This is a genomic window from Pseudomonas sp. NPDC085632 (assembly GCF_044541255.1).
Taxonomy (GTDB): domain Bacteria; phylum Pseudomonadota; class Gammaproteobacteria; order Pseudomonadales; family Pseudomonadaceae; genus Aquipseudomonas.
In genome coordinates, this window is record NZ_JBITSX010000011.1 from 110984 (window position 1) to 135415 (window position 24432).

Consider the following 24432-nt stretch of genomic DNA (forward strand, 5'->3'; position numbering starts at 1 on the left):
CTGGAAGACTCAGGCCTTTCCGGCGTCCAACGCTCTGCTATGTTTTAACCGCCCTACGCGGAACCCGGCGAACCCCCGCCACGCTCCGCGCCTGACTGCCGGGAGCAGAGACATGAAAATCAACCCGTACCTGATCTTCAACGGTGACTGCCGCGAGGCCTTCACCTTTTACGAGCAAGCCTTGCAGGGAAAACTCGAGGCCATGATGACGTTCGGCGAAACACCCGCCGCCGAGCATGTGCCGAAAGAGCATCACCACCTGATCATTCACACCTGCCTGAAAGTCGGCGATCAAATGATCATGGCCTCGGACACCACGCCCGATCGGCCGACTCAAGGCATGAGCGGTTGTTCGATCTCGCTGAACGTCGACAGCATTGCCGAGGCCGAACGCGTGTTCAACGCACTGGCCACGGACGGTCGCGTCGACATGCCGCTGGAAGCGACCTTCTGGGCCGCACGCTTCGGCATGCTGGTGGATCGCTTTGGCGTGGCGTGGATGGTCAATTGCGAAAGTGAAAAGTAACCCTGACATTTAGTCAGGCATGAAAAAGCCCAACCTGAAAAGATTGGGCTTTCTGCGTTATCGCTGGGCCAGTTCGTGGCGTACGCATTGTTCGTAATAGGTCTGTTTGACCGCCGCAGGCTTGAGCTTCGACGTGCTGTTGTAGGTTTGCTCGGTAATTCCCATCGCCGTCATGCGCATCCACGGCTGCTGGAACCGGCGCACCTGCAATTGCTTACGCGCGCCATACAGCGAGACGCCTGACAGTTTCGATTGCTGGGCACCGGCAGCAATATCCGAGCCCCAAGTGCAGGCAAAGCGATGGCTTTTACTCAGCTCTTTCGCCTGCACTCCCACCGCGAAAACAGCCAGGGAAAGCGTTGCAACGGTGATGACAATCGTCCGCATAAGCCAACCTAACCTTCTGAAAAAAGGCGATTTTGCCGGGGAAGCGAAAGTCCGGGGGCCAGCAATTTGCCGCCTTTCATGAGTTTTTTTGCGGACATAAAAATGGGCGACGGGATTTTCTGATGAAATCCCATCGCCCCTGGCCTGACGATCAGTTGGCGATGACCTCAATGCGCAATCGATCCGCGCCCTCCTCCTGACAATCGATGCGAACCGGCAAAAACAATTCGATCACCGCGATATTGCTGTGCAGATGCTCGGTCATGCGCGGCGTGGTAAACGAGCCGCCACCGGCCAGCGCCATTGGCAACAGCAATTGATCGGCAAGGTGCTCGGCCACCGCAGCACCACTGCGCAACCAGTCGGCGGCCTGATTGATCGCAGCGTCGGCGACCGTTTCAGCCCGTAGCGCCACTTGGCCAAACGCACTGAACACCTCGGTGACGTGCTCGAATGCGTACTCCAGCAACAACACATTGCCCGGCCCCCGCGCCGGATCGAGCGTGACATGTTGCAGCACCGCAGGCGGCAGACTCAAGCGCTTGGCAACCTGGCTCAACTCACGTTCGGCCACCGTCGGCGCCAGCCCGGCGGTCAGCGCCGATGCGTGCTGCGAAATCGCCTCGCCACGTTCACACAGATCCAGCCGCGTCAGATTTGACGGCTGCACGTTCACCTTAATTTCACCGCCGCCTGCCGGGACAAATCCATGTCGCAACAAGTCCAGCTCGACGTTGGCGCCCATCCGCCGCAACAGCGGCAGCCAACTGCGCTCGAGGAAATCGGTCGGCGGCGCCAGCGGGTTATGCGTGCCACCCGAGATGCACACCCGACTCGCCTCTGGTGCCCGCAACAGCGCCGGCAACAAGGTCTGCAAGACCAGCGTGCAGCTGCCGGCGGTGCCGATGGCGAACTGGTAATCGCCAGCGCGAATCGCGCCGGGCTCAAAGCTCAACGCTTGCGAGCCCAAGTGCGCACCGGAAACCGTCGCGCCGCAGACCTCGGCCGCCGCCATGACCGCCGTCAAATGTTGCCTGAGCAATCCCGGACGGCTGCGTTTGGCGCGGATCTGTTTAATGCGAAACGCCCTGCCTGTCAGCATCGACAAGCTCAAGGCACTGCGCAACACCTGGCCGCCACCGATGGCACCGTCCAGTTCTATCACTTCCTGTTTCATTGCATTCCTTACGCGTACAACCCGACGGTTTCCCTGAGGTACCGATCCAGGCGTCGCGAGTCTTCCGACGTTCTGAGTAATGTGGGCACTTCGCGCTCAAGTTCGGCGGCGATGAACCCGTGCAGCGCCGGACGACGCGGCCCGTAGGCGCTCTCGTCGGCATTGCGTTTGAGGGCCAGCAGTTCGTCGACTTCCGCGAGCAGCGCGCGGTCGTCGACGGTGGTCAGCAGGTCGGCGAACGTCATCGGTGGCCGCCCTCGCCCTTGGTCGATCCAGCGCACCGCCAGCAGCGGCCGCAGCACGTAGAAGTACTTCTTGAAACGGACAGTTTCACCTTGCAGGTAACCGCGAAAGTTCTTCTTCGCCATCGACAGATAGTGATTGCGCGCCGCTGGCGGGCTGTAGAACGCTTCGGCGAGTTCGCGCAGCTGTGCCACCTGAGCGGTTTCACGGCGATAAACCAGCGGCGAGTCGAGCCACTCCAGTAACGTCGGATTGGATTTGCGCAATAACCCGAGGGTCTTGCGCAATTCCCAGCCACTGACGTCGAGTTCATCGTCCAGCGGACGTTCGATCACATCGCGCGGCGCATCGACCTGAACGAACCACTCGGGCTTTTCCACATAAACAAACCGCACGTCGTAATCGCTGTCGGTCGAGGCAAAACCCCAGGCCCGGCTGCCTGACTCACAGGCGTATAACACCGTGACATTGCGTTCACGCTCTATGCGCGCCAGCTCTTCCAGTACCCGCGCACGCATTGTGGCGCACAGCGGATGACGCTCTTGCAGTTCCATGACTTGCTTTTCCTTTTATCCTTTGACGCACACCACCTGACGCAAGGTGTGCAGCACTTCCACCAGCTCACGCTGGGCGTGCATGACTTTGTCGATGTCCTTGTAGGCCATCGGAATTTCGTCGATCACCGCTTCGTCCTTGCGGCACTCCACATGGGCAGTGGCGCGAATCTGATCTTCGACGGTGAAGGTGTTCTTCGCCTTGGTACGGCTCATGGTGCGACCGGCGCCGTGGCTGCAGGAGCTGAACGACTCTTCGTTGCCCAGACCACGAACGATGAAACTCTTGGCGCCCATCGAGCCCGGAATAATCCCCAACTCGCCCTTCTTCGCCGACACCGCGCCTTTGCGGGTAACCAGCACTTCTTCACCAAAATGCCGCTCTTTCTGCACATAGTTGTGGTGGCAGTTGACCGCTTCCAGCGCCACGTCGAACGGTTTGCGAATAATCTGTCGCGTCGCCTGGATCACCGCGCGCATCATCAGTTCGCGGTTCTGTCTGGCGAAGTCCTGCGCCCAACCCACCGCCTCCACATAATCATCAAAGTGCTGGCTGCCTTCTTCGAAGTAGGCCAGGTCACGGTCCGGCAGGTTGGCGATGTGCTGACGCATATCCGCCTGAGCCATCTGGATAAACAGGTTGCCGATGGCGTTGCCGACACCGCGCGAGCCACTGTGCAACATGAACCAGACGCGGTTGGCTTCGTCCAGGCACACTTCGATGAAGTGGTTGCCGCTGCCGAGCGTACCGAGGTGCCCACGGTTGTTGGTGTTGGCCAGTTTCGGGTACTTGTCGGTGATCAACTTGAACCGTGGCTGCAGCCCCGCCCAGGCTTGATCGGCTTGCTGCGGGATTTCGTCCCAGGCGCCCTTGTCGCGCCGCGAACGGTTTGAACTGCGGCCATGCGGCACCGCTTGCTCGATGGCGCTGCGCAGACCGAGCAGGTTGTCCGGCAAATCAGCGGCGGTCAGCGACGTGCGCGCGGCAATCATGCCGCAGCCGATGTCGACGCCGACCGCTGCCGGAATGATCGCGCCGACGGTCGGGATCACGCTGCCGATGGTCGAGCCCTTGCCCAGGTGTACATCCGGCATGACCGCCAGATGTTTGAAGATGAACGGCATTTTCGCGGTGTTCATCAACTGCTCACGGGCCTCGTTTTCCACCGGGACGCCTTCGGTCCAGAGTTTGATCGGTTTGCCGTTGGCGACTTCGAGCAGTTGGTAAGTGTGTTCTTTCATGTCTTCATTCTTTATTCATTGGCCGATGATTCGGCGTTGTTCTGTAAGTTGCAGCGACAAAAACACAGACACTGTGGCTCTGCCAGTTGAGCCCCCGTTACCGGGGCGGGAGTCGAACCCGCTTTCCTATGTAGTGCCTGTCGCATTCGCTGCCAATAACTGCAAAAAAGGTGGCACGACAAAAGTTGATGACTGTTGCGCGTTGCCGCGCTCCGGACTTAACCGGCCTCAGATGTACAGCCATCAGGCATTCGTGCCGTCACTGGCGCTGACAAGGGCTTGATGAGACGTCTTGGATGTAGTCCCATCGGCATTCAGCGCCGGTGATCAATCAATTCATGACGCGCTTTCGATCGCCTCGACCCAGTGCTGCGCACTGTATTGGCCGCTGGTGAACTGCTCGATCACATCAAACACCGCATCGCTGAAACCGCCGACATTCAAGATGTCATCACGATCCGCCGCCTGTGTTGCATGGCCTGGCTGGATGTCGATGCACACCAGCCGGGCCTGTGGGTTGAACTTCTTGATCCGCTCCCATTGGCGCATCGTCTCGCTGGCGCCGCGACGCTGCGAATCGATCCACGATTCGTTGTCCGAGACCATGATCAACGTATCGACCCTGGCCTTGCTGTCCGCCAACCTTTTCAGCGGCGCCGAGCAGTTAGTGCCGCCGCCAAAAATGCCGGCGAGCTTCTCGGCGTTGCTGACCACACTGTCACGCGGGTTGAGCTGGATATCCACCACATCGACCTCGAACGGCATGACCCGCGCAGCCGGCTGCTTGCGCAATACCGCTGCGGCGACCAGCGCTGCCACGTCGATGCAGCGCACCTGCGAGGTCGCACCAGGGCGATAACCAGTCACCGGGCTGCCCATCGAACCCGACACATCCGGGCAAACCACCACCGCGCCCTCAAGCGTGGGCACGTTGGCCAGCGACAACTCCAGCGCCTCCTGCAAGGCTTCGCGGATCACCGCCGGGGTGTTTTCGCCCATCATCCGATAAGCCGACAACAACTGGTACGGATACACCCGCGCCTTCGCCACTTCCTGTGGATCGGCCAACCGCGCCGCGACATATTCGATGCATCCCGGCACTTCAAATGCACCGTGGCGCGCCAGGGTGTTGAGGTTGATGCGCAGTCCCTGCCAGCCCATGTTGCGGGCTTGATGGGCCCATTGTTCCTTGCTCAGTGTTTCGTTGCCGAGCAACTGAAACGGCACCGCCGGCACTTCATCGCTCGCGCCGCTGCGAAACGCCAGCAAATCGCGGGTCAACTCCGGCAAGGCCTTCGCCTCCACCGGTTTGCCAATCAACCAGGCGAAAAACGCTTCGCGCCACGCTTCGGCAGGTTTGGGGTGAACCATCTTCACCACGTCCGCCAACGACGGTTGATTGCCGATCGACGCTTGCAGCAGTTGCCGCTCGGTCGCGCTGTTCAGCCAGTTCTGCACCAGACGCTTGGGTTGCGAGCCAAGGGATTTACGCCCGGTGGCACCGCTACGGAGGATCTGTACAAAGTTGCGCAGCATCTTGCCGCTGTCGATCACTTGCCCGAAAACCTCTGGCACCAGACTTGAACGCTGCGCGGTCAATGCCGCCAGTAACAATGCTGGCATGTCTTTCATGTGACCCTTTTGGCGAGCGTAGATCGCGGTTTTCGCCACGAAACGACTGTCGAGCTCGGCCACCAGCTTCAGCACTTGATCCAGCTGACTTTCTGCGGAGGCGTAAAAGGTCTGGTTCAGGCAACCGGTGACTGCCAATTGCGCCAGTTGGTGCTTCGGGCTGTAGGCATAAGCGCTGGCACCGGAAGCATTCAAGGTATCGCAGGCCGGCAAGTGATTCGATTACGTGTTGAAGAGCGTTGAGTTGGCCATCTTGGCGTCTCGCTGTGTTGTCCTGTTCGTTGCTATAGGTATCGCAGCGGCTGTGCCAGTTTTTGATATCTCCTCAAAAAAAAGTATATATCGTTGATTTATATGATTTTTATTTATCAACTGGTTTTCAGCCGAATAAATTGACGACAAACCCCTCGCCGAATATCTATCATTGGATATCGTTTTTTATCTTTTGAGATAAACATGCCAAACAAGCACACCGTCGCCATCGGTTTTATCGGTGCCACCCTTGATCGCGTCGGCAAAGGTGCCAATCGCTGGAGCCATTGGCGCCCCAGCGTTGGCTTGTGCCAACAGCAAGACGTGCTGATCAACCGGCTCGAGCTGATTCACGGCATCGACGCCCGCGACGTCAGCCTGGCCGAGCGGGTGCGCGCCGACATCCAGCAGGTTTCGCCGGAGACCGAAGTGCGACTGCACCCGATGTCACTGCGCAACCCGTGGGATTTCGAAGAGGTCTACGGTGCGCTGCACGACTTCACCACCGCCTACGATTTCGACACCGAGCGCGAGGACTACCTGGTCCACATCACCACCGGCACCCACGTCGCGCAGATTTGCTGGTTTCTGCTGACCGAGGCGCGCTATCTGCCGGCGCGGCTGATCCAGACCTCCCCGGCCAAGCGCAACAGCGACAGCGATCACGCCATCGGCACTCATGCCCTGATCGATCTCGACCTGTCGCGCTACGATCGCATCGCTTCGCGCTTCGCCAACAAGCGCCTCGAAGGCCTGGAGTTCTTGAAGTCCGGCATCGCCACACGCAACGCCGCCTTCAACCGCTCGATCGAACAGATCGAGCGCGTGGCCGTGCGCTCGAAGGCACCGATGCTGCTGATCGGCCCGACCGGTGCCGGCAAATCCTTCCTCGCCCGACGCATCTACGAACTCAAACGCAGCCGCCATCAAATGCAGGGGCGCTTTGTCGAGGTCAACTGCGCCACGCTGCGTGGCGATGGCGCGATGTCGGCGCTGTTCGGCCATGTCAAAGGCGCCTTCACCGGCGCACAGAACGCTCGCGATGGCCTGTTGCGCGCTGCCGACGGCGGCATGCTGTTTCTCGATGAGATCGGCGAGCTGGGCGCAGACGAACAGGCGATGCTGCTCAAGGCGATTGAAGAAAAACGCTTCTTTCCGCTGGGCTCGGACAAGGAAGTCGAAAGCGATTTCCTGATCATCGCCGGCACCCACCGCGACCTGCGCAGCCGAGTCGCTGACGGTCTGTTCCGCGAAGATTTGTACGCACGCATCAATCTGTGGACGTTTGACCTGCCCGGCCTCGCCGGCCGCCGCGAGGACATCGAACCGAACATTGATTTCGAGCTGGAACGCCACGCCCGCGAACACGGGCAACTGGTGCGCTTCAACCTGGAAGCCCGGCGCAGTTATCTGGCGTTCGCCAGCTCTCGCGAGGCGGCGTGGCTGGGCAACTTTCGCGAACTCTCCGCCTCGATCACGCGCATGGCGACCCTCGCCGACAGCGGACGGATTGATGAGGCGCAGGTGCAGGAAGAGATCGACCGGCTGCGTTATGCCTGGGGCTTGGCGCAACCGCAGGCGATTTCAGGAGCGTTGCCGGGGGACGCCGAAACCATGGATCTGTTTGACCGCTTGCAATTGAAGGCAGTGATCGAGGTGTGCCGGCAGGCGGACAGCTTGTCCGATGCCGGCCGCCGGCTGTTCGGAATTTCACGCCAGGCCAAGGCACAAGCCAACGACGCCGATCGACTGAGGAAATACCTCGGACGGTTCGGGCTTGAGTGGAGCCAGATCGTCGACCTCCAGTGATGAGAACGCAGCGACTGACCGCCCGTCCAGCAGCGGGCACCTTCGCTCGCTGGGTGCTTCCAATGATCACCATCCGCTTCGACCGGAAGACGACCATCATGAACAGCAAAATTGCAGCGATCACCCTGGCTGGCCTGCTCGCGGCCTGCCCGCTTTTCGCCTCGGCAGCCGGGCAGGCCGCTGACGAGTCTGCCGCGCCACCGACCGCGCTTCCCGGCGTGAATCAGGCCGGCAAAGCTCAATCCAACGCCGACAAGGCCGACAAGAAAGGTGAAGAGGCGTCGGGTTCAAACTCCGGCGCCGAGTCGCATGAAACGGCAAAAGATGCTGCTACTTCGAGCGACTCGGAAGACCTCGGTAAATCACCGAAACCTTGATCAGGTTCTACAAGGGTGGCGGCTGCACATCCTTGAACGTCAGCCCGACACTCCCGGTGACTTGCCACGGGTTGGCAGCACCGTGCTCGCTGAACGACACATGGTCGAACAGCGAATCCTTCAGCCCGTCGATCTGCGCCTTGGCCGGACCACTGAAGCGCACGCGCTCGAACACCAACCCCTGATGCCAGGCGTCGTGCTGACTGTCGCCCTTGACCTCGATCGCCTTGCCTTGAGCATTTTCGACGCTCACGTCGGCGACGCGGATATCGCGGAACTGCCCGGGAATGGTAGAGCGCTGGTAATCCAGCTTGGCGTTCGGATCGTTGTAGTCGAGGGTGAAAATGAACGCCTGCTTGAGCGTATTGCGGATTGCCGAGTCGCGGAAGATCACGTTACGCGCGCCGCCGCCCATGAAGTTGGTGCTCTTCATGCGCAAGCCGGCATCGGTGCCATCGGAAACGTTGTCTTCGGCGAGGATGTTTTGAATCCACGCGCCGGTATGGCTACCGGCAACCACCATGCCGTGGCCCTTGCGGAAGTAGTTATTGAAGATCCAGGCATCTTCCTGCGGCTTTTGCTGCACGGCATCCGCCCCGGTGCCCGCAGCAAAATTGACGCAGTCATCGCCGGTATCAAAGAAGTTGTTGAAGACCATCGCGCCCTTGCTGTTGGCGAATTCGATGCCGTCGCCGTTATTGGCGTCGTAGGTTTTATGCGTGGTATTGGCCAGCACCACATTCTCGGTTTCCAGGTTCATGATCCCGTGGAAGGCCGGATTCACCACGGTGAAACCGCCGTAGAAGACGTTTTTCACATTGCGCAGGGTGATCAGCGACGAGCGCATCTGGCCGTAGGCGTCCTTGACGTTCATGCCGCGCGCGACCGCTTGCTCGACTTGCGCCTTGGCCAGAATGCCGTCCTGCTGGTAGCGGGTGTTGTCGCTGGGCAGGTAGAAAGGCAATGGCTGACCGCGTTCATCGACGACGTCGGCGCGGCGCTTCCAGCCGTTGCCGTCAATCGTGCCTTTGCCGACGATACGGATATTTTCGAAGGACTGATGCTGACGCGAATCGCGCGGCAAGGCGTTGATCAGCGACGCTGGGCGCACGGTGCTCGAATAGGGATACTGGATGTAGCCGGCCAGCGGATAGTCTTCGGCACGCTCGGAACCCAACAGCGTTGCGCCCTCGGCGATTTCCAGGGTGATGTTGCTCTTCAGGTAAAGCGCCCCGCTTTTATAGGTGCCCTTGGGCAACCATACTTTGCAGCCGGGGGTGCAGGCGTCGATGGCGTTCTGGATCGCCAAAGTATCAAGGCTTTTGCCGTCACCCTTGGCGCCATATTTCCTGACATCGAACACGGCGGCAACCTTGCTCGTCCGTTGTAAAACGGGCGGGCTGTCGGCCGACTCTTTGCCATCGGTGCCCACCGAACGCACGGTGAATCGATAGGCCGTATCCGGTTTCAAGCCTTGCGCGGTGTAACTGTGGATGCCGATGCGATGGTGAAAACCGGCAACATCCTGTTCGTAGAAGCGGTCGATGTAAGGTTTGGCCGGCGAGACGCGGTCATTGTTGGCGTTGCTGCCGCCCAGCAACACACCGTTGGCGTAGACCCGGTAGTCGCTGATATCGGCGTGATCGGCGGGCTTTTCCCAGACCAGGATGATCTGCTGATCATCGTAGGCCAGGGTCGGCACCTGCAGTTTTGCCGGCGCCTCCAGCGCCCACGACGACACACTGCAAACCAGCGTCAACGCGGCCGCCAGTGACAAAGCCAAAGGCTGTTTGCGCCGCGTCGGAACAACATTTCGATAAGGCATGAGCACTCCTTGTTCAGGCCGACAATCCGGCTTCTTGCAGATATTGGCTGCGGTTGACGAACGTCTCGCGGGGCATTTCCACAACCTCCATCGACAACGACTCGACGTCCGGCAGTAAAGCCACCAACGCCGCCACGGTCGCCGAGGCCAGACGCCGGCGCTGTTCAGCGCTGCGCCCGGACAACACCGACAGGACGACGTGGACAAAATCGTCCGCGCCCGCGCCGCAGCGGTAATGCGTGAACGTATTGAGGCGCACCTTGATGTCCCCGGCCTTGAACAGGCCGAAGGCATCGAGGGCGTCATGCACGGCAGCGAGCAGGGTTTGCTCGCCGACACGCTGGGCCAGGGTTTGCGGGCAATCGATAAGACAATGCGGCATGTCGCGCTCCTTGATGGATCGGTTCAACCAGCGAGCTGGCGCACCGACTCCTGGCTGAAATCACGACTGGCCTGCACCAGCATCCGCGTGTAGGCGTGGCTTGCGAGATCCTGACTGAGCGCCTGACTGTCGAGCAGCTCGACGATCTTGCCCTGCTGCATCACCGCCACCCGATCACACAGGTGCGTGACCACACCGAGATCGTGAGTGACCATCAGGTAGGTGAGTTTCTCGCGACGGCGCAAATCCGCCAGCAGATTGAGAATCTCCGCCTGCACCGAGACATCCAGCGCCGAGGTCGGCTCATCGAGCAGCAACACGCGTGGCTCGAGAATCAGCGCACGGGCAATCGCCACCCGCTGGCGCTGGCCACCGGACAACTGATGCGGATAGCGGAAACGGTAACTGTCGTTCAGACCGACCTTGAGCAGGATCTCGTTGATCCGGTCGTCCTTGTCGCGCACGCCGTGAATAATCAGCGGCTCACGCAGCGCCGTGTCGACGGTGTGGCGCGGATGCAGCGAGCCGTAAGGGTCCTGGAACACCATCTGCACCTGACGGAAATGTTCCTTGGGAATCTTGTGCTGCAGCGGCGCGCCGGCAATGCTCAACTCGCCCGTCCAGTGCCGGTACTGCCCGGCCAGGCAGCGCAATACGGTGGTCTTGCCGGAGCCGGACTCCCCCACCAGGCCGAAGGATTCGCCGTCGGCGACACTGAGGCTGACGTCGTGCAGCACTTGATTGAGGGCCGGGCCGGCGCCGAAACTCAGGTTCAGCGCGTGTGCTTGGATCATGGACATGGTCGATTCCTCAGCAAGTCAGCCACAGTGGATCGCGTTGCAACACCGGCAACCGTTCACGTCGGTTGTCCATGCTCGGCAACGCCGCCATCAGGCCGCGGGTATAGGGATGTTGCGCATGTTGCAGGTCACCGGCGGCGAGCGATTCAACCACCCTGCCGGCGTACATCACCAACACGCGGTCGCAATAATTGCGCACAAGGTTGAGGTCATGACTGACGAATATCAGACCCATTTCCTGCTGTTCGACCAGTTCTTCCAGCACGTTGAGCACTTGCTGACGCACCGACACATCAAGGGCCGAGGTCGGCTCATCGGCGATGATCACCTGTGGTCGGGTGATGACCATCATCGCGATCATGATCCGCTGGCCCATACCACCGGAGACCTCATGCGGGTACAGGTTGTAGACCCGTTGCGGATCACGGATATGGACTTTTTCGAGCATTTCCAGCACCCGCTCGCGGGCCTCGCTGCGGCTGGCCTTGTGGTGCGCCAGATACGCCTCGGCGATTTGATCGCCGACCTTGACCACCGGGTTCAGCGAGTATTTCGGGTCCTGCATGATCATCGAAATGCGCTGGCCACGAATCTTCTGCATGACCTTTTCGCCGGCCGACAGCAGATCCACTTCACCGAACTGCATAGCCTTGGCGGTGATCCGCGCACTGGCCGGGTGCAGCTTCAACAGGCTACGACCGACCGTCGATTTGCCCGAGCCCGACTCACCGACAATGGCGAGTTTTTCCCGCCCGAGGGTGAAGGACACGTCGCGCACGGCGTGGGTTTCTTTCTGAGCATTGACGAAGCGCACATTGAGCCCTTCGACGTTCAATTTGATTGCAGACATACAGCCTCCGATTACTCGCTGCGCGGATCAAGAATGTCCCGCAGGCCGTCGCCCAACAGGTTGAAAGCCAGGCTGACCAACATGATTGCGGCCCCCGGAACAGCCACCAGCCACCAGCACTCAAGCATGTAGCGGCGCCCGGTGGAAATCATCGCGCCCCACTCCGGCGACGGCGCCTGTGCACCGAGACCAAGAAAGCCCAGAGCCGCTGCGGTGAGGATGATCCCGGCCATGTTCATGGTCAGGCGGATGATCACCGACGACATGCACATCGGCACAATGTGCCGCAGGATGATGCGCGTGGACGAAGCCCCTTGCAGCTCGACCGCCACGACAAAGTCGGCCTTGCGCAACGACAGGGTTTCGGCCCGCGCCAGTCGCGCGATCGGCGGCCACGACGTCAGCGCAATCGCTACCACCGCATGCTCCAGGCCCGGACCGAGCGCAGCGATGAATGCCAGCGCCAGCACCAGACTGGGGAAGGAAATGAAGATGTCGGTCAGGCGCATGAACACCGTGTCGACCACACCGCCGTAGTAGCCGGAGACGGTGCCGATAAACAGCCCGATCGGGCCGACGATCACGGTCACCAGGGTGATGATGTACAGCGTGATGCGCGAGCCGTAGACCAGCCGACTGAAGATATCCCGGCCGTATTCATCGGTGCCGAACCAGTGGGCAGCGCCCGGCGCCTGCAGGGCGTTGGCAAGGTTCTGCGCCACCGGATCATGGGTGGCGATCCACGGCGCAAACAGCGCCACCACTACCAGCACCAGCGCGACCAGCAATCCGGCCAGGGTCATCGGGTTGCGCAACAAGTGCCGCAAAACTTTCAGGGCACTTTTGCAGAAGGCGTCGAAGCTGGATCCGGGGGTACGATCGGACCGCCGCTTGGCGCTCGAATCAGTAGAAGACATGTTGGCAATCATGGGCATGTTCTCGGATTGAATTCAGGATCACCCGGCGCGTACGCCGACGCACCGGGCAGCGTTCAGCGTTGTTTGTAGACACCCAGATAACGCGTCGCTTCGGCATCATCACCGGCAAAACCCTTGACGTCGGCGGCGCTGACCACGGTGTCGGTCATCTGCGAAATCATCATGATCGGGCCTACCTGCTCGTCGTAGATTTTCTGTGCCTGGTGATACAGGTTCAGACGCTGGCCGGCATCGCGTTCGACCCCGGCCTGATCAATCAGGCTATTGAGCTGCGGGCTGAAAAACGATGCGCGCCAGCCCTGGAAATTCGGCAGGCCGGCGTCATCGCTGTTGTTGGGGTTGTAGGCAAACGTGCGCAGGCTGAAATACGGATGCGGATAGCGCTCGGCCCCGCGCGCAACGATGATGTCGAAGTTGCGCGCGCGCATGGCGCCGTACACCTGGTTGCCAGTGCCGTTGACGATACTGGCCTTGATCCCGCCCTCGGCCAGCGTCGCTTGCAGGCGCGCGGCGATGTCGATAAAGGGCGGCTCTGACAATGTGCGAATGGTCGTGGTGAAGCCGTCCGGATAACCCGCTTCGGCGAGGAGTTTTTTCGCCTTGGCGACGTCCATGTGATAACCCGGATCCGGCAGGCGCGCCGCCAGACTGAGTTGCATCGGCTGCTGATTCAGCTGGCCGTAATACGGCATCACCTGTTCGTCCAGGCCCTTGTAGTCGATCAGGTTACGCACCGCTTCGCGCACTTTGGGATTGGCAAATTCGGGCTGCTTCATGCTCAGCGCGACGTAGTACAGGGTGCCGCGCGGCAGTGACTGCACGTGGATTTTTTCCGAACCGTCGATGGCGCGGATGTCCGGTGCGGCCATGCCATACGCCAGATCGAGATCACCGCGCTCCAGCATCAGGCGCAGCGACTGCGATTCAGTCATGTGCCGCACCACCACGCGCTTGAGCTTGGCAGCACCAGCCCAGTAACCGTCGAAGCGGGTCAGCAACAGCGAGTCGTTCGCCGTCCATTTGCTCAGCACAAAGGGGCCGCTGCCGGCCTCGTTGGTCACCAGCCAGTTAGCACCGAGGTCAGCGTTTTTCTCATGCGCCAAAGCCGTTTTGCGATCGATCACCACCGCGCTTGGCGAGATCGCCAGCGAGTCGATCAACAACAGCGGGTCCATGGTTTGCGGCAAGTCGATAACCAGCGTGTGGGCATCGCTGGCGCGGATCAGTGACTGAATGTTGTCGACGTTATAACCGTAGGCTTTCCAGGTCGTGGCCAGGCCGAAGTTGAGCTTCATCACCCGGTACAGCGACCAGGCCACGTCTTCAGCGGTCAGCGGATTACCGGAGTGAAACTTCACGTCCTGACGCAAATGAAAGGTTATCTGCTTGCCGTCGTCGCTGATCGTCCAGCGCTCGGCCAGTTGCGGTAGATGCTGTTCCGGATTGCCCTGATCTCGCTTGACCAGAGTGTCGTAAAGATTGGCGTTGACGCCAGAAGCGTCGAGGCCTGGCGCGTTGGCCGGATCGATGGAAAACAGGTTGACCATGCTCATGCCGACGATCAGTTGATCGGCCGGCGTCTTGGCGTTGGCTTGTGTCATCGGCACCAGCGCCAGGATCGCCGCTAACAGGCCAGCGTGCAGTTTGGTAAATGCAGTCGTCATTGAAAAATCCTTCTTTTTATAATTTTTATTGCTGCTGCCAAGCGTGTTAACGGGTGCGGGGGTCGAAGACCTTGTACAAGGCATCGCTGATCAGGTTGAGCGCGACAAAAATCAAACCGATCACCAGCACACAGCCCATCACCGCGTTCATGTCGCCGAGCATCAGGCTGCTGGTCAGGTACTGGCCGAAACCGGGCCAGGCAAAAACCGTTTCGATCAGCACCGCGCCTTCGAGCAGCGAGCCGTAAGCCAGCGCCACCACTGTGAGCAGTTGCACGAGGATGTTGCGAAAAGCGTGCCCCCAGACCACCTGGCGGCGCGACAACCCCTTGACCCGAGCGGTGATGATGTACTCCTGGGACAGTTGCTCGAGCATGAAGCTGCGCGTCATCCGACTGATGTAAGCCACCGAGTTCAGCCCGAGGATCAGCGCCGGCAAGACGATGTGGCGCAAGGCGCTGGCGAAGGCTTCCCAATCACCTGCCAGGCTTGAATCGATCAGCAACAGCCCGGTGACTTCGGGCACCATGCCGTCGTACGCCAGATCTATGCGACCGGCGCCCCCGGCCCAGCCGAGCCAGGCGTAAAACACCAGCAAACCCATCATGCCCAGCCAGAAAATCGGCATGGAATAGCCGAACAGGGTAATCACTCGCGCGACATGATCGCCCAGTCGCCCCTGATTGCTCGCCGCGCAAACGCCCAGCGGCAAACCGATCAGCACACCGAAGAGAATGGCCAGGGTCGCCAGTTCGATAGTGGCCGGGAACACCCGGCGGATGTCATCGAGCACCGGGTGCCCGGTCAACAGCGCGTTGCCGAAATTACCGTGCAGCAGGTCATTGAGGTACAGGCCGAACTGGGTCCAGATCGGCTTGTCGAGCCCCATCGCCCGGTACACCTGATCGTAGGTCGAGCTGTCGGCGTCCGGCCCGACCACCGCCAGCACCGGATCGAGCGGCATCACCCGACCGATGATAAACGTCAGCGCCAACAGGCCCAGTAACGTCACCAGTACCGTGCTGGCACGCCGCGCAGTATTGGAGGCGCGGGCTCCCATGGCAGAGGCAGTCATAACAAACATAGTCAGCTCCTGATAATACGGTCGCCGGTGCACCCGGCACGCGAAGTTCATCCGTGCATTTCAGCGTTTTTTGTAGACGTCTTTGTAGCGCGTGGTCGCGGCCGTGTGCCCCTGAAAATCGGCAACATCGGCGTAGACCAGCACCGTGTCGGTCATCTGCGAGACCGGCAGAATGGCGCCCACTTGCTGATCGAGTTGTTGCTGAATGTCCTGATACTGCGCCTGCTGTTTCTGCGCATCGGGCTCGACTTCGGCACTCTCGATCAACTGATTCAACGCGGGACTGTAAAACGAAGTGCGCCAGCCCTGGAAGTTGCTCAGCTTGGCTTCGTCACGGTTATCCGGGTTGTACACCAGCGTGCGCAGGCTCGAATGGGGATGACGTTCGGCACCGCCACCGCCACGGCCGACGATGATGTCGAAACTGCGCTCACGCATGGCGCCGTAGATCTGGTTACCGGTGCCGGTGATGATGCTGGCTTCGATCCCGGCCTGCGCCAGCGTCGATTGCAGATTGGAGGCAATGTTGATGAACGGCGGCTCGGCCAGCACGCGAATGCTGGTCTTGAACCCGTTGGGGTAACCGGCGTCGGCGAGGAGTTTTTTGGCCTCATCGACATTCAGTCGATAACCGGGATCCGGCAGGCGCGCAGCCAAGCCCAACGGCATCGGCCGCTGATTGATCACGCCGTAGTGCGGCATGACGGTCTGGTTGATGCCCTGGTAGTCGATCAACGAGCGCACGGCTTTGCGCACGCGCGCGTCGGCGAACATCGGCTGCTTCACACTCAGTGCGACGTAGTACAGCGTGCCGCGTTGCAGGGTTTGCGTGCGGACTTTGTCGCTTTTCTGCAAGGCCTGAATGTCCGGCGCCGACATGCCTTTGGCGATGTCGAGGTCGCCCCGTTCGATCATCAGACGCAACGACTGCGACTCGGTCATGTTGCGCATGACAATGCGCTTGAGCTTGGCCGGGCCACCCCAATAACCGTCGAAACGGCTCATCAGAATCACGTCGTTAGCCCGCCAGTCATTGAGCACGAAGGCACCACTGCCGGCGGCGTGCGTCACCAGCCAGGCGGCGCCCTGGTCATTGTTCTTCTGGTGTTCGAGGACTTTTTTGCGATCAAGAATGAAGGCGCTTGGCGACGTCGCCAGCGTGTTGAGCACCAACTGTGGGTCGGTGGGTCGCGGCAGTTCAATGACGAAGGTATTGGCATCGGTCGCGCGCATCGAACGCTCGACATTGTCGGCGGTAAAACCGTAAGCCTTCCAGGTCGACGCCAATGCGAGATTGAGTTTGAGCACGCGCTGCAACGACCAGGCGACGTCTTCGGCGCTCAACGGGTTGCCTGATTGAAATTGCACGCCCTGGCGCAGATTGAAGGTCAGTGTCTTGCGGTCGTCGCTGACTTGCCAGCGCTCGGCGAGTGCCGGCAACAGCCGATCCGGCGCAGCGACGTCTTGCACCAGCAACATGTCATAGAGATTGGCATTGATCTCCGACACGTCCAGGCCGGTGGCGGCTGCCGGGTCGAGGGACAGCAGATTGATCATGCTCATGCCGACGATCAATTGATCGGCCGGGGTTTTGGCATGGACGACAGGTAGCGCGGTCACCGTCAGGGTAGCCGCCAAAACCCGCGCCCACAGCGAAGGAAGAATGTTCATAGCGAGAGTGCCTTTCTTATATTTATAGGGCTCTCGGACAGCCCGGCATGCACCGGGCAGCCCGCGTACACGTCAGAAGCTTTTAAGCGTGTTCATCTCGATGAAGTTGAAGTCGATGTCTTCGCCCAGACCCGGCAGGTCGGACAAATGCACAAAACCGTCGCTGTCCATCGGGTCGACCAGGCGCTTGAGGTACGCCGGCACCTCGTCGTAATCCAGGTACGGGTGCAGCAAGCCGCGCTCGTACCAGGTGCAGTTCTTGATCGCGCCGACCACTGTCAGGTTGGCTGCGCCGTTGCCATGGATTTCGCAGTCCATGCCAAACGACTCGGCCATGTGCGCGACTTTCAGGCAAGGTCCGATCCCGCCGACACCGGCAACACCGGCACGCAGGATGTCGCAAACGTCGTGCTTGACCCAACTGGCCCGGCTCAGGTGTTTGCCGGACAGGGTTTCCGGGCCGAGTACCGGAATGTCCAGTTGCCCCGCCAGCCAGGCATAGGATTCGGCGGACTCTTCCATCATCGGTTCTTCGAACCAGGCGAAGTCGAGTTTTTCCAGTTCGCGTCCGATGTACAACGCTTCGGTGCGGCTGTACCAGTGATAACCGTCGAGCATCAAGGCGATGTCCGGGCCCACCGCTTCGCGCACTGCCGCACAAGCTTTGACGTCAATGCGCGGGCTCGGTGCGAACGAGACCGGCGGCATCCAGGTGTGCAACTTGATCGCCTTGTAGCCGCGCTTGACCAGCGTTTCGGCAAAGCGTCCGTAGTCTTCCGGCGTCGCCAGGCCCTCAGGCAATTCATCGCCACACATGGTTGAGCCGTACGCCGGCACCTTGTCGCGAAAGCCGCCGATCAACTTGTGCACCGGTACGCCGAGCTTGCGCCCCGCCCAGTCCCACAACGCCTGCTCGACCAACGCCAGCGCGCGATCAGTCAACTGGCTGGCGCTGCCACGCTGCCAGTGCGCCAGGTCATGCCAGATCTTTTCGCGATCGAAGGCGTTCTGCCCGACCAGCACCTTGCGCACAAAACCATCCAGCACGTAAGGACGAATCAGCTCCGGCGCACCGAGGGCGTAACCCTCCTTGCCGTCTTCGGTCTGGATGCGCAGCAACGCCATTTGCGCCTGACTGACATCACCGGGATGAGCATGACCGGCGCTGTCGACTGCGCGGCGGGTGGGATAGGAAAAAACCTGGACGTTGACTGCTGTGATTCTCATGGACGTCTTGAGCCTTCTTATTGGATTTGTGACAGGAGTGTCGTCGGTTGCGACCGATCATAGGTCATCGTACAACACTTGAAAAGACCCAATAACTCTTCTTCGAATCGAAGCCTTTTCGACTAAACGTCCAGCAAAGCGCCATATTTAAAGATGACTGCGGAATAACATGACTGGCGTTATAGGCCTATTCACAGGGCGCATATGTTTCAAAGTGTTTCCAAACAAGCAAAATGACGTAGACGAGTCATCTTGTCGTACGATAACTTATATCTGCGCCTCAAATGAGAGCCATACGCAACATCGCGGTGCCTGTAGTACTCGTCAAACGACCCTAACAAAAACAAAAAAGAAGACCGTATGAACACCACCCTACGCACGCTCGTCACTGTCGCGGCCCTCGGCCTGCCCTTCTCTGTCAATGCTGACTCTGCCAGCCTCAACTACCGCCATCAGTACACCGAGGAGGACAGCGCCCACGCCGACCGAATCAAGCTCAATTACCGCCTGGACAGTGGACTGGGGTTTGAGGCGGAGATGAAATACCGCACGGCCGGTGACCGCAAAGATGTCGCCTACGACAACATGGTCAACAACGGCCATGAGTTCACCGTGAGCTACAACTACAAGCTCAGCGCGCAGTCGACGCTGACCCCGGCATTTCAAATGGACAGTTCCAAAGATGCGACCGCCTACAAGTTCGGCCTCAAGTACAACTACAAAATCGACGACGCCTTCTACGTCGCGACGCGCTATCGCCTGGACCTGCGCAAACTCGACCGCGATCAGGTCAACAAAGACATGCCTGATCACTACAAAGATGACCAGACCACCCACCGCTTCGAAGGCTGGCTCGGCTACACGCCAGCCAACAAGTGGGCTTACGAATATCAGTTCATCTATTTCAAGACCGACTACATCCGCTACGACAACAAGAAGAGCGACTACGAACAGAACCTGATCGTCAAATACAAGCTCACCAAACAATGGGCGCCCTTCATGGAAATCGGCGACATCAAAGTCGAGTCCACCTCACCTGACCGCCAGGCTCGCTGGCGTCTGGGCGTGCAGTACAACTTCATGTAAGCCGCGCGCCGCATTTGCCTGGCGAGCGCGCATCGCTTGTCGGGCAGAAACCCCGCCGCTCCCCCCTTTCACCACCGCGTAATGGAAGACCCGACCATGACCACACACGCTACGCAAGCCAAACCCTTCAAGCGTATTTTGCTGACCGGCGGCGCCGGTGGGCTCGGTCAGATTCTGCGAGAAACCCTGCAGGTTCACGCCGACATCGTCCGCGCCTCGGACATCAGTGCGATGGCGCCGAGCCGCGGCGTACATGACGAAGTGATCAACTGCAATCTGAGCGACAAGGCCGCTGTCGCGGCGCTGGTCGAGGGCGTCGATGCCATCGTGCATTTGGGCGGGATCTCGGTGGAGCGATCCTTCGAAGAAATCCTCGAGGCGAATATTCGCGGCACGTTTCATGTTTATGAGGCCGCGCGTCTGCACGGGGTCAAGCGCATCGTGTTCGCCAGCTCCAACCACGTCACCGGTTTCTACTCGCAGGACGAACAGATCGACGCCCATTCGCCGCGTCGCCCGGACGGTTACTACGGCTTGTCGAAGGCTTACGGCGAGGACATGGCAACGTTCTATTTCCACCGCTATGGCATCGAAACAGTGAGCCTGCGCATCGGCTCCTCATTTCCCGAACCGCGCAACCTGCGCATGCTGGCGACCTGGCTGAGCTATACCGATCTGGAGCATCTGATCGCCCGTGCACTATTGGCCAGCGATGTCGGGCACAGCGTGGTGTACGGGGTGTCCGCCAACCGTGATCAGTGGTGGAGCAATCGGCACGCCGCGCACCTGGGCTTTGCGCCGCAGGACAGCTCCGAAGCCTTTCGCACAAAGGTCGAACAACAACCGGCACTCGCTGCCGACCATCCCGACCGCGTGTATCAGGGCGGCGCCTTTACCGCTGCAGGTCCGTTTGAAACAACGGCGCAGACACGATCATGAATGCCGAACTGATTGTCGATGCGCGCAACGCCACCGGGGAAAGCCCGGTCTGGCAAGCTGACGAAAATGCGTTGTATTGGGTGGATATTCCGGCCGGCCGCTTGCATCGCTGGCAGCTCGATGGCCAGACCGACTGCTGGCAGGCGCACGAAATGCTCGCCTGTATCGCCCGCAGTGAAGCGGGACATTGGCTTGGCGCGCAGGAAAGTGGCCTGTTCAAACTGCGCCCGCAGGCTGACGGACGTCTGGCTGCGGAAAAGCTCATCGGCGTCGAGCATGCCCGCCCGCGCATGCGTTTCAATGATGGTCGCTGCGATCGTCAGGGACGCTTTTGGGCCAGCTCGATGCCAACCGCCATGGGCGCCGAGGCGGTCGGCGCGCTCTATCGCTACGACGGACAAAACCCGAACGATGTATCGATGCTGGCGCCGCAACTGGAGGACCTCGTGGTGCCCAACGGCCTGGCGTTCAGCCCCGACGGGGGCATCATGTATCTGTCCGATTCGCACCCGAGCCGGCAACTGATCTGGGCCTTCGATTACGACATCGACAGCGGTACGCCGCACAACCGCCGCCTGTTCGTCGACATGAACGACCACCCCGGTCGACCGGACGGTGCCGCCGTCGATTCACACGGCTGTTACTGGATCTGCGCAATTGATGCCGGCCTGGTGCTGCGCTTTACCCCACAGGGGAAACTGGATCGCGCGCTGCCGGTGCCGGTGAAGAAACCGACGATGTGTGCCTTTGGCGGCCCTCGGCTCGACACCCTGTTTGTCACTTCGATTCGCCCGCAAGGCATCGATCTCGCTGACCAGCCATTGGCGGGCGGGGTGTTCGCCCTCAATCCGGGCGTTCAAGGCCTGCCCGAACCCAAGGCACGCGCCTGAGGCTTCAGACGTTCAATGCCGCCGCGTCTGCGGCCTCGTAGGCTCGGCGCAGACGCTCGCGGCTGTTGGATAGATGCAAACGCATGGCTGCGCGCGCGGCGTCGGAATCACGCCGGACAATCGCAATGTAAATGTCTTCATGCTCGCGACTGAGGCGCTCCAGATAGGGCTCCTTGCGGTCATTCTCCAGGCGTTTGGAATGCAGGCGTGTGCGCGGCAGAATGTTCGCGCCCAGGTGCAGCATGATGTCGGTGAAATAGCGGTTGCCAGTGGCCAGCGCAATTTGCTGGTGGAACTGGAAATCCGCCGACACGGCGTAGTCGACACTGACGGCGCGGGAGTTGATGGCGTCCAGCGAATCACGCATCAGTTGCAGTTGCTCATCGGTACGTCGTGCACACGCCAGGCCAGCGGCCTCGACCTCAAGGGTGATGCGCAACTCAAGCACCGCCAAGACATCCGCAAGCGTGACGATGCTGTCCGGATCAATGCGAAAACCGCTGGGGCTGGGAATGTCCTGAACAAAGGTGCCGATACCGTGCCGGGTTTCTACCAGGCCGGCCGCCTGCAGACGCGACATCGCCTCGCGCACGACGGTGCGACTGACGCCGTGCTCGGCCATGACCTGAGATTCAGTCGGCAGCTTCGTCGCGCGCGCGAGTTCGCCGCTGCAAATGCGTCGGGACAGCTCGGTGACCAGGTCCTCCGCCAGGCTGCGATGCCGGCGACGAACATTGGGTGTGGCGTTGGATCTGTCCATCAGCAACAAAAATCTCGAATTTTCGAATAATTACGCATCATAGCCCATTCAGTTGTACGACAACGCACCAGTTCACATGATAGGATTTCTCATGCAGCGGACGTTCGATTCGCTGCAATGGCGATAAGGACGTCCGCTCGAGAAACACGTCGAAATTTCGCGTGTAAAACACTCAAGTTAATCAAGGATCTGATTACTCATGACAAAACCAACAACCTTCACGGCCTGCAAACTGGCCAGCGCCATCGTCGGCAGCCTGCTGTTTTCCAGCCTGCCTGCACAAGCGGCCGATATCTGGCTGGATGTTGCAACGACTGGCTGGGCCACGCAAAACGGTGGCACCAAGGGTGGCTCCAAAGCCGCAGCCAACAACATCTACACCGTGAAGAACGCCGCCGAACTGAAAGCTGCACTTAGCGCCTCGGTCGGTACCAACGGTCGCATCATCAAGATTACCGGGCTCATCGATATCAGCGAAGGTAAAGCTTATACGACGACTGCCGATATGAAAAAGCGCGGCCGTCTGGATATCCCCGGCAAGACGACCATCGTCGGTACGAGCAGCACGGCGGAGATCCGCGAGGGTTTCTTCTATGCCAAGGAAAACGATGTGATCATCCGCAACATCACCATCGAAAACCCGTGGGATCCGGAGCCGATCTGGGACGCCAATGACGGCAGCGCCGGCAACTGGAACTCCGAGTACGACGGACTGACCATCGAAGGCGCCAACAATGTGTGGGTCGACCATGTCACCTTCACCGATGGCCGCCGCACCGATGACCAGAACGGCACTGCCAACGGTCGTCCAAAGCAACATCACGACGGCGCACTGGACGTGAAAAACGGTGCCAACTACGTGACCATTTCCTACTCGGCGTTCAAATCGCACGAGAAGAACAACCTGATCGGTTCCAGCGACAGCCGTACCACCGATGACGGCAAGCTCAAGGTCACGATCCACAACACCCTGTTCGAAAACATCTCCGCACGCGCACCCCGCGTTCGCTTCGGCCAGGTGCACCTGTACAACAACTATCATGTGGGCAGCACCAGCCATAAGGTCTACCCGTTCAGTTACGCGCACGGTGTGGGTAAAAACTCGAAGATTTTTTCCGAGAAGAACGCGTTCGAAATCTCCGGCATCAGCGGCTGCGACAAAATCGCCGGCGATTATGGTGGCAGCGTTTACCGCGACCAAGGCTCGACACTCAATGGCAGCGCACTAAGCTGTTCGTGGAGTTCGAGCATCGGCTGGACCCCGCCTTACAGCTACACCCCGCTGAACGCGGACAAAGTCGCTGCCGACGTTAAGGCCAAGGCTGGCGCTGGCAAGATCTGATTGATCGATGTAACCGTGTGAATGAAAAGCCCTCGGTGACGAGGGCTTTTTCATGTCTGCTTGGAGAGCGTGCGGGGAGTGGAATTCTGGGAAAGTTTGGATTATTCATTGCCCTGACTGGCCTCATCGCTGGCAAGCCAGCTCCCACAAGTTTTCTGTTGTGACACAGATCGCATCAACAACACCGTCCCCTGTGGGAGCTGGCTTGCCAGCGATGGGGCCAAGTCAGACACCATCAAAACCTGCTACTGGACCAGTTGATTAATCTCAATGATCGGCAACAACACCGCCATCACAATCACCAGCACCACCCCGCCCATCACCACAATCATCAACGGCTCCAGCAACGCGGTCATGCCCATCGCCCGCCGTTCGATATCCCGCGACAGGGTTTGCGCTGCGCGCTCAAGCATCGGTGGCAGTGAACCGGTTTTCTCGCCACTCGCGATCAGGTGAATCAACACCGGTGGGAAGACGTTTTCCATGCGCAACGCGGCGGCGAGGTTGACCCCTTCGCGCACCTTGGCCGTGGCCTCAGTGACGCTCAAACTCAAGCGATCGTTGGACAAGGTCTGTCGCGCCGCTTCCAGTGCACGCAACAACGGCACGCCGGCGCCGCCGAGAATCGCCAGCGTCGAGGCGAAACGTGCGGTATTCAGACCGAGGATGAAACGCCCGAGCAGCGGCAATTTCAGCACCCGATGATGCCAACTCAAACGTGCCGCCGGATTGCGCAGATACAGACGCCAGCTCCAGAACGCCCCTGCGATGATCG

At 60.0% G+C, this 24432-nt stretch carries 23 protein-coding genes; 7 read left to right on the forward strand and 16 right to left on the reverse strand.

Annotated features, from left to right (window positions below; genetic code table 11):
• The first annotated feature begins 112 nt into the window (after nucleotides 1–112).
• Nucleotides 113–526: a VOC family protein gene (locus tag ACIF4X_RS11290; protein WP_397482174.1), complete on the forward strand. Its 414-nt coding sequence runs from the start codon at nucleotides 113–115 to the stop codon at nucleotides 524–526.
• 57 nt (nucleotides 527–583) lie between these two features.
• On the opposite strand, the gene ACIF4X_RS11295 is transcribed toward ACIF4X_RS11290, so the two are convergent.
• The 5 genes from ACIF4X_RS11295 to ACIF4X_RS11315 all read right to left on the reverse strand — a co-directional run bounded on the left by ACIF4X_RS11295 (nucleotide 584) and on the right by ACIF4X_RS11315 (nucleotide 5974).
• The gene (locus ACIF4X_RS11295; protein WP_016987808.1) at nucleotides 584–913 is read right to left on the reverse strand and encodes a hypothetical protein; all 330 of its coding nucleotides are present in this window, start codon (nucleotides 911–913) and stop codon (nucleotides 584–586) included.
• A gap of 151 nt (nucleotides 914–1064) precedes the next feature.
• A complete protein-coding gene (gene rtcA / locus ACIF4X_RS11300; RefSeq protein WP_397482175.1) occupies nucleotides 1065–2090 on the reverse strand; it encodes an RNA 3'-terminal phosphate cyclase in 1026 nt (341 codons plus the stop codon).
• 8 nt (nucleotides 2091–2098) lie between these two features.
• The gene (locus ACIF4X_RS11305) at nucleotides 2099–2887 is read right to left on the reverse strand and encodes a nucleotidyltransferase domain-containing protein (RefSeq protein WP_397482176.1); all 789 of its coding nucleotides are present in this window, start codon (nucleotides 2885–2887) and stop codon (nucleotides 2099–2101) included.
• Between the two features lie 15 nt (nucleotides 2888–2902).
• Complete coding sequence (locus ACIF4X_RS11310) at nucleotides 2903–4129, reverse strand: RtcB family protein (protein ID WP_397482177.1); 1227 nt, start codon at nucleotides 4127–4129, stop codon at nucleotides 2903–2905.
• 336 nt (nucleotides 4130–4465) lie between these two features.
• Nucleotides 4466–5974 (reverse strand): RNA-binding protein, encoded by a 1509-nt coding sequence (locus ACIF4X_RS11315; protein WP_397482178.1) that lies wholly within the window; start codon nucleotides 5972–5974, stop codon nucleotides 4466–4468.
• Between the two features lie 243 nt (nucleotides 5975–6217).
• Between ACIF4X_RS11315 and rtcR the strand changes: the two genes are divergently transcribed.
• Entirely contained in the window at nucleotides 6218–7822 is a 1605-nt protein-coding gene (rtcR, locus tag ACIF4X_RS11320; protein ID WP_397482179.1) for an RNA repair transcriptional activator RtcR, read from the forward strand.
• Between the two features lie 98 nt (nucleotides 7823–7920).
• Nucleotides 7921–8199, forward strand: a complete 279-nt coding sequence (locus ACIF4X_RS11325; RefSeq protein ID WP_397482193.1) for a hypothetical protein — start codon at nucleotides 7921–7923, stop codon at nucleotides 8197–8199.
• A 7-nt stretch (nucleotides 8200–8206) separates the two neighbouring features.
• On the opposite strand, the gene ACIF4X_RS11330 is transcribed toward ACIF4X_RS11325, so the two are convergent.
• The 9 genes from ACIF4X_RS11330 to ACIF4X_RS11370 form a co-directional block, all read right to left on the reverse strand.
• Complete coding sequence (locus ACIF4X_RS11330) at nucleotides 8207–10024, reverse strand: glycosyl hydrolase family 28 protein (RefSeq protein ID WP_397482180.1); 1818 nt, start codon at nucleotides 10022–10024, stop codon at nucleotides 8207–8209.
• A 13-nt stretch (nucleotides 10025–10037) separates the two neighbouring features.
• Entirely contained in the window at nucleotides 10038–10406 is a 369-nt protein-coding gene (locus ACIF4X_RS11335) for a 5-carboxymethyl-2-hydroxymuconate Delta-isomerase (protein ID WP_397482181.1), read from the reverse strand.
• Nucleotides 10407–10429: 23 nt separating this feature from the next.
• Nucleotides 10430–11206 carry an ABC transporter ATP-binding protein gene (locus tag ACIF4X_RS11340; RefSeq protein WP_102902870.1) on the reverse strand — a complete coding sequence of 259 codons (777 nt, stop codon included), beginning with the start codon at nucleotides 11204–11206 and terminating at the stop codon, nucleotides 10430–10432.
• A gap of 10 nt (nucleotides 11207–11216) precedes the next feature.
• Complete coding sequence (locus tag ACIF4X_RS11345; RefSeq protein ID WP_026000816.1) at nucleotides 11217–12056, reverse strand: ABC transporter ATP-binding protein; 840 nt, start codon at nucleotides 12054–12056, stop codon at nucleotides 11217–11219.
• 11 nt (nucleotides 12057–12067) lie between these two features.
• Nucleotides 12068–12985 (reverse strand): ABC transporter permease, encoded by a 918-nt coding sequence (locus tag ACIF4X_RS11350; RefSeq protein ID WP_034152645.1) that lies wholly within the window; start codon nucleotides 12983–12985, stop codon nucleotides 12068–12070.
• A gap of 62 nt (nucleotides 12986–13047) precedes the next feature.
• Entirely contained in the window at nucleotides 13048–14658 is a 1611-nt protein-coding gene (locus tag ACIF4X_RS11355) for an ABC transporter substrate-binding protein (RefSeq protein WP_397482182.1), read from the reverse strand.
• Between the two features lie 46 nt (nucleotides 14659–14704).
• Nucleotides 14705–15718, reverse strand: a complete 1014-nt coding sequence (locus ACIF4X_RS11360; RefSeq protein ID WP_397482194.1) for an ABC transporter permease — start codon at nucleotides 15716–15718, stop codon at nucleotides 14705–14707.
• An 84-nt stretch (nucleotides 15719–15802) separates the two neighbouring features.
• On the reverse strand, nucleotides 15803–17413 hold the full coding sequence (locus ACIF4X_RS11365) for an ABC transporter substrate-binding protein (protein ID WP_397482183.1): 1611 nt from the start codon (nucleotides 17411–17413) through the stop codon (nucleotides 15803–15805).
• Nucleotides 17414–17485: 72 nt separating this feature from the next.
• Nucleotides 17486–18640, reverse strand: a complete 1155-nt coding sequence (locus tag ACIF4X_RS11370) for a mandelate racemase family protein (RefSeq protein WP_008079679.1) — start codon at nucleotides 18638–18640, stop codon at nucleotides 17486–17488.
• Between the two features lie 360 nt (nucleotides 18641–19000).
• On the opposite strand from ACIF4X_RS11370, the gene ACIF4X_RS11375 reads away from it, so the two are divergent.
• From ACIF4X_RS11375 to ACIF4X_RS11385, 3 genes are all read left to right on the forward strand, one after another.
• Nucleotides 19001–19726, forward strand: a complete 726-nt coding sequence (locus ACIF4X_RS11375; protein WP_397482184.1) for an oligogalacturonate-specific porin KdgM family protein — start codon at nucleotides 19001–19003, stop codon at nucleotides 19724–19726.
• A 96-nt stretch (nucleotides 19727–19822) separates the two neighbouring features.
• Entirely contained in the window at nucleotides 19823–20665 is an 843-nt protein-coding gene (locus ACIF4X_RS11380) for an NAD-dependent epimerase/dehydratase family protein (RefSeq protein WP_397482185.1), read from the forward strand.
• Nucleotides 20662–21555 carry an SMP-30/gluconolactonase/LRE family protein gene (locus ACIF4X_RS11385; RefSeq protein WP_397482186.1) on the forward strand — a complete coding sequence of 298 codons (894 nt, stop codon included), beginning with the start codon at nucleotides 20662–20664 and terminating at the stop codon, nucleotides 21553–21555. Before ACIF4X_RS11380 ends, ACIF4X_RS11385 begins: the two co-directional genes overlap by 4 nt.
• 4 nt (nucleotides 21556–21559) lie before the next feature.
• On the opposite strand, the gene ACIF4X_RS11390 is transcribed toward ACIF4X_RS11385, so the two are convergent.
• Nucleotides 21560–22315, reverse strand: a complete 756-nt coding sequence (locus ACIF4X_RS11390; protein WP_397482187.1) for a FadR/GntR family transcriptional regulator — start codon at nucleotides 22313–22315, stop codon at nucleotides 21560–21562.
• A 199-nt stretch (nucleotides 22316–22514) separates the two neighbouring features.
• Here ACIF4X_RS11390 and ACIF4X_RS11395 point away from each other — a divergent pair, with 199 nt between their 5' ends.
• Nucleotides 22515–23657: a polysaccharide lyase family 1 protein gene (locus tag ACIF4X_RS11395; RefSeq protein WP_397482188.1), complete on the forward strand. Its 1143-nt coding sequence runs from the start codon at nucleotides 22515–22517 to the stop codon at nucleotides 23655–23657.
• A 245-nt stretch (nucleotides 23658–23902) separates the two neighbouring features.
• On the opposite strand, the gene ACIF4X_RS11400 is transcribed toward ACIF4X_RS11395, so the two are convergent.
• The coding region (locus ACIF4X_RS11400) for a type II secretion system F family protein (RefSeq protein ID WP_397482189.1) at nucleotides 23903–24432 on the reverse strand (530 nt) is incomplete at its 5' end.

What these genes read in the sequence shown, in the direction of transcription:
- ACIF4X_RS11340 (WP_102902870.1), bottom strand. Translation starts at nt 11,206, where the DNA reads ATGTCCATGATCCAAGCACACGCGCTGAACCTGAGTTTCGGCGCCGGC.
- ACIF4X_RS11305 (WP_397482176.1), bottom strand. Translation starts at nt 2,887, where the DNA reads ATGGAACTGCAAGAGCGTCATCCGCTGTGCGCCACAATGCGTGCGCGG.
- ACIF4X_RS11295 (WP_016987808.1), bottom strand. Translation starts at nt 913, where the DNA reads ATGCGGACGATTGTCATCACCGTTGCAACGCTTTCCCTGGCTGTTTTC.
- ACIF4X_RS11375 (WP_397482184.1), top strand. Translation starts at nt 19,001, where the DNA reads ATGAACACCACCCTACGCACGCTCGTCACTGTCGCGGCCCTCGGCCTG.
- ACIF4X_RS11395 (WP_397482188.1), top strand. Translation starts at nt 22,515, where the DNA reads ATGACAAAACCAACAACCTTCACGGCCTGCAAACTGGCCAGCGCCATC.
- ACIF4X_RS11330 (WP_397482180.1), bottom strand. Translation starts at nt 10,024, where the DNA reads ATGCCTTATCGAAATGTTGTTCCGACGCGGCGCAAACAGCCTTTGGCT.
- ACIF4X_RS11345 (WP_026000816.1), bottom strand. Translation starts at nt 12,056, where the DNA reads ATGTCTGCAATCAAATTGAACGTCGAAGGGCTCAATGTGCGCTTCGTC.
- ACIF4X_RS11365 (WP_397482183.1), bottom strand. Translation starts at nt 17,413, where the DNA reads ATGAACATTCTTCCTTCGCTGTGGGCGCGGGTTTTGGCGGCTACCCTG.
- ACIF4X_RS11360 (WP_397482194.1), bottom strand. Translation starts at nt 15,718, where the DNA reads ATGGGAGCCCGCGCCTCCAATACTGCGCGGCGTGCCAGCACGGTACTG.
- ACIF4X_RS11355 (WP_397482182.1), bottom strand. Translation starts at nt 14,658, where the DNA reads ATGACGACTGCATTTACCAAACTGCACGCTGGCCTGTTAGCGGCGATC.
- ACIF4X_RS11370 (WP_008079679.1), bottom strand. Translation starts at nt 18,640, where the DNA reads ATGAGAATCACAGCAGTCAACGTCCAGGTTTTTTCCTATCCCACCCGC.
- ACIF4X_RS11350 (WP_034152645.1), bottom strand. Translation starts at nt 12,985, where the DNA reads ATGATTGCCAACATGTCTTCTACTGATTCGAGCGCCAAGCGGCGGTCC.
- rtcR (WP_397482179.1), top strand. Translation starts at nt 6,218, where the DNA reads ATGCCAAACAAGCACACCGTCGCCATCGGTTTTATCGGTGCCACCCTT.
- ACIF4X_RS11325 (WP_397482193.1), top strand. Translation starts at nt 7,921, where the DNA reads ATGAACAGCAAAATTGCAGCGATCACCCTGGCTGGCCTGCTCGCGGCC.
- ACIF4X_RS11380 (WP_397482185.1), top strand. Translation starts at nt 19,823, where the DNA reads ATGACCACACACGCTACGCAAGCCAAACCCTTCAAGCGTATTTTGCTG.
- ACIF4X_RS11310 (WP_397482177.1), bottom strand. Translation starts at nt 4,129, where the DNA reads ATGAAAGAACACACTTACCAACTGCTCGAAGTCGCCAACGGCAAACCG.
- ACIF4X_RS11390 (WP_397482187.1), bottom strand. Translation starts at nt 22,315, where the DNA reads ATGGACAGATCCAACGCCACACCCAATGTTCGTCGCCGGCATCGCAGC.
- ACIF4X_RS11335 (WP_397482181.1), bottom strand. Translation starts at nt 10,406, where the DNA reads ATGCCGCATTGTCTTATCGATTGCCCGCAAACCCTGGCCCAGCGTGTC.
- rtcA (WP_397482175.1), bottom strand. Translation starts at nt 2,090, where the DNA reads ATGAAACAGGAAGTGATAGAACTGGACGGTGCCATCGGTGGCGGCCAG.
- ACIF4X_RS11290 (WP_397482174.1), top strand. Translation starts at nt 113, where the DNA reads ATGAAAATCAACCCGTACCTGATCTTCAACGGTGACTGCCGCGAGGCC.
- ACIF4X_RS11385 (WP_397482186.1), top strand. Translation starts at nt 20,662, where the DNA reads ATGAATGCCGAACTGATTGTCGATGCGCGCAACGCCACCGGGGAAAGC.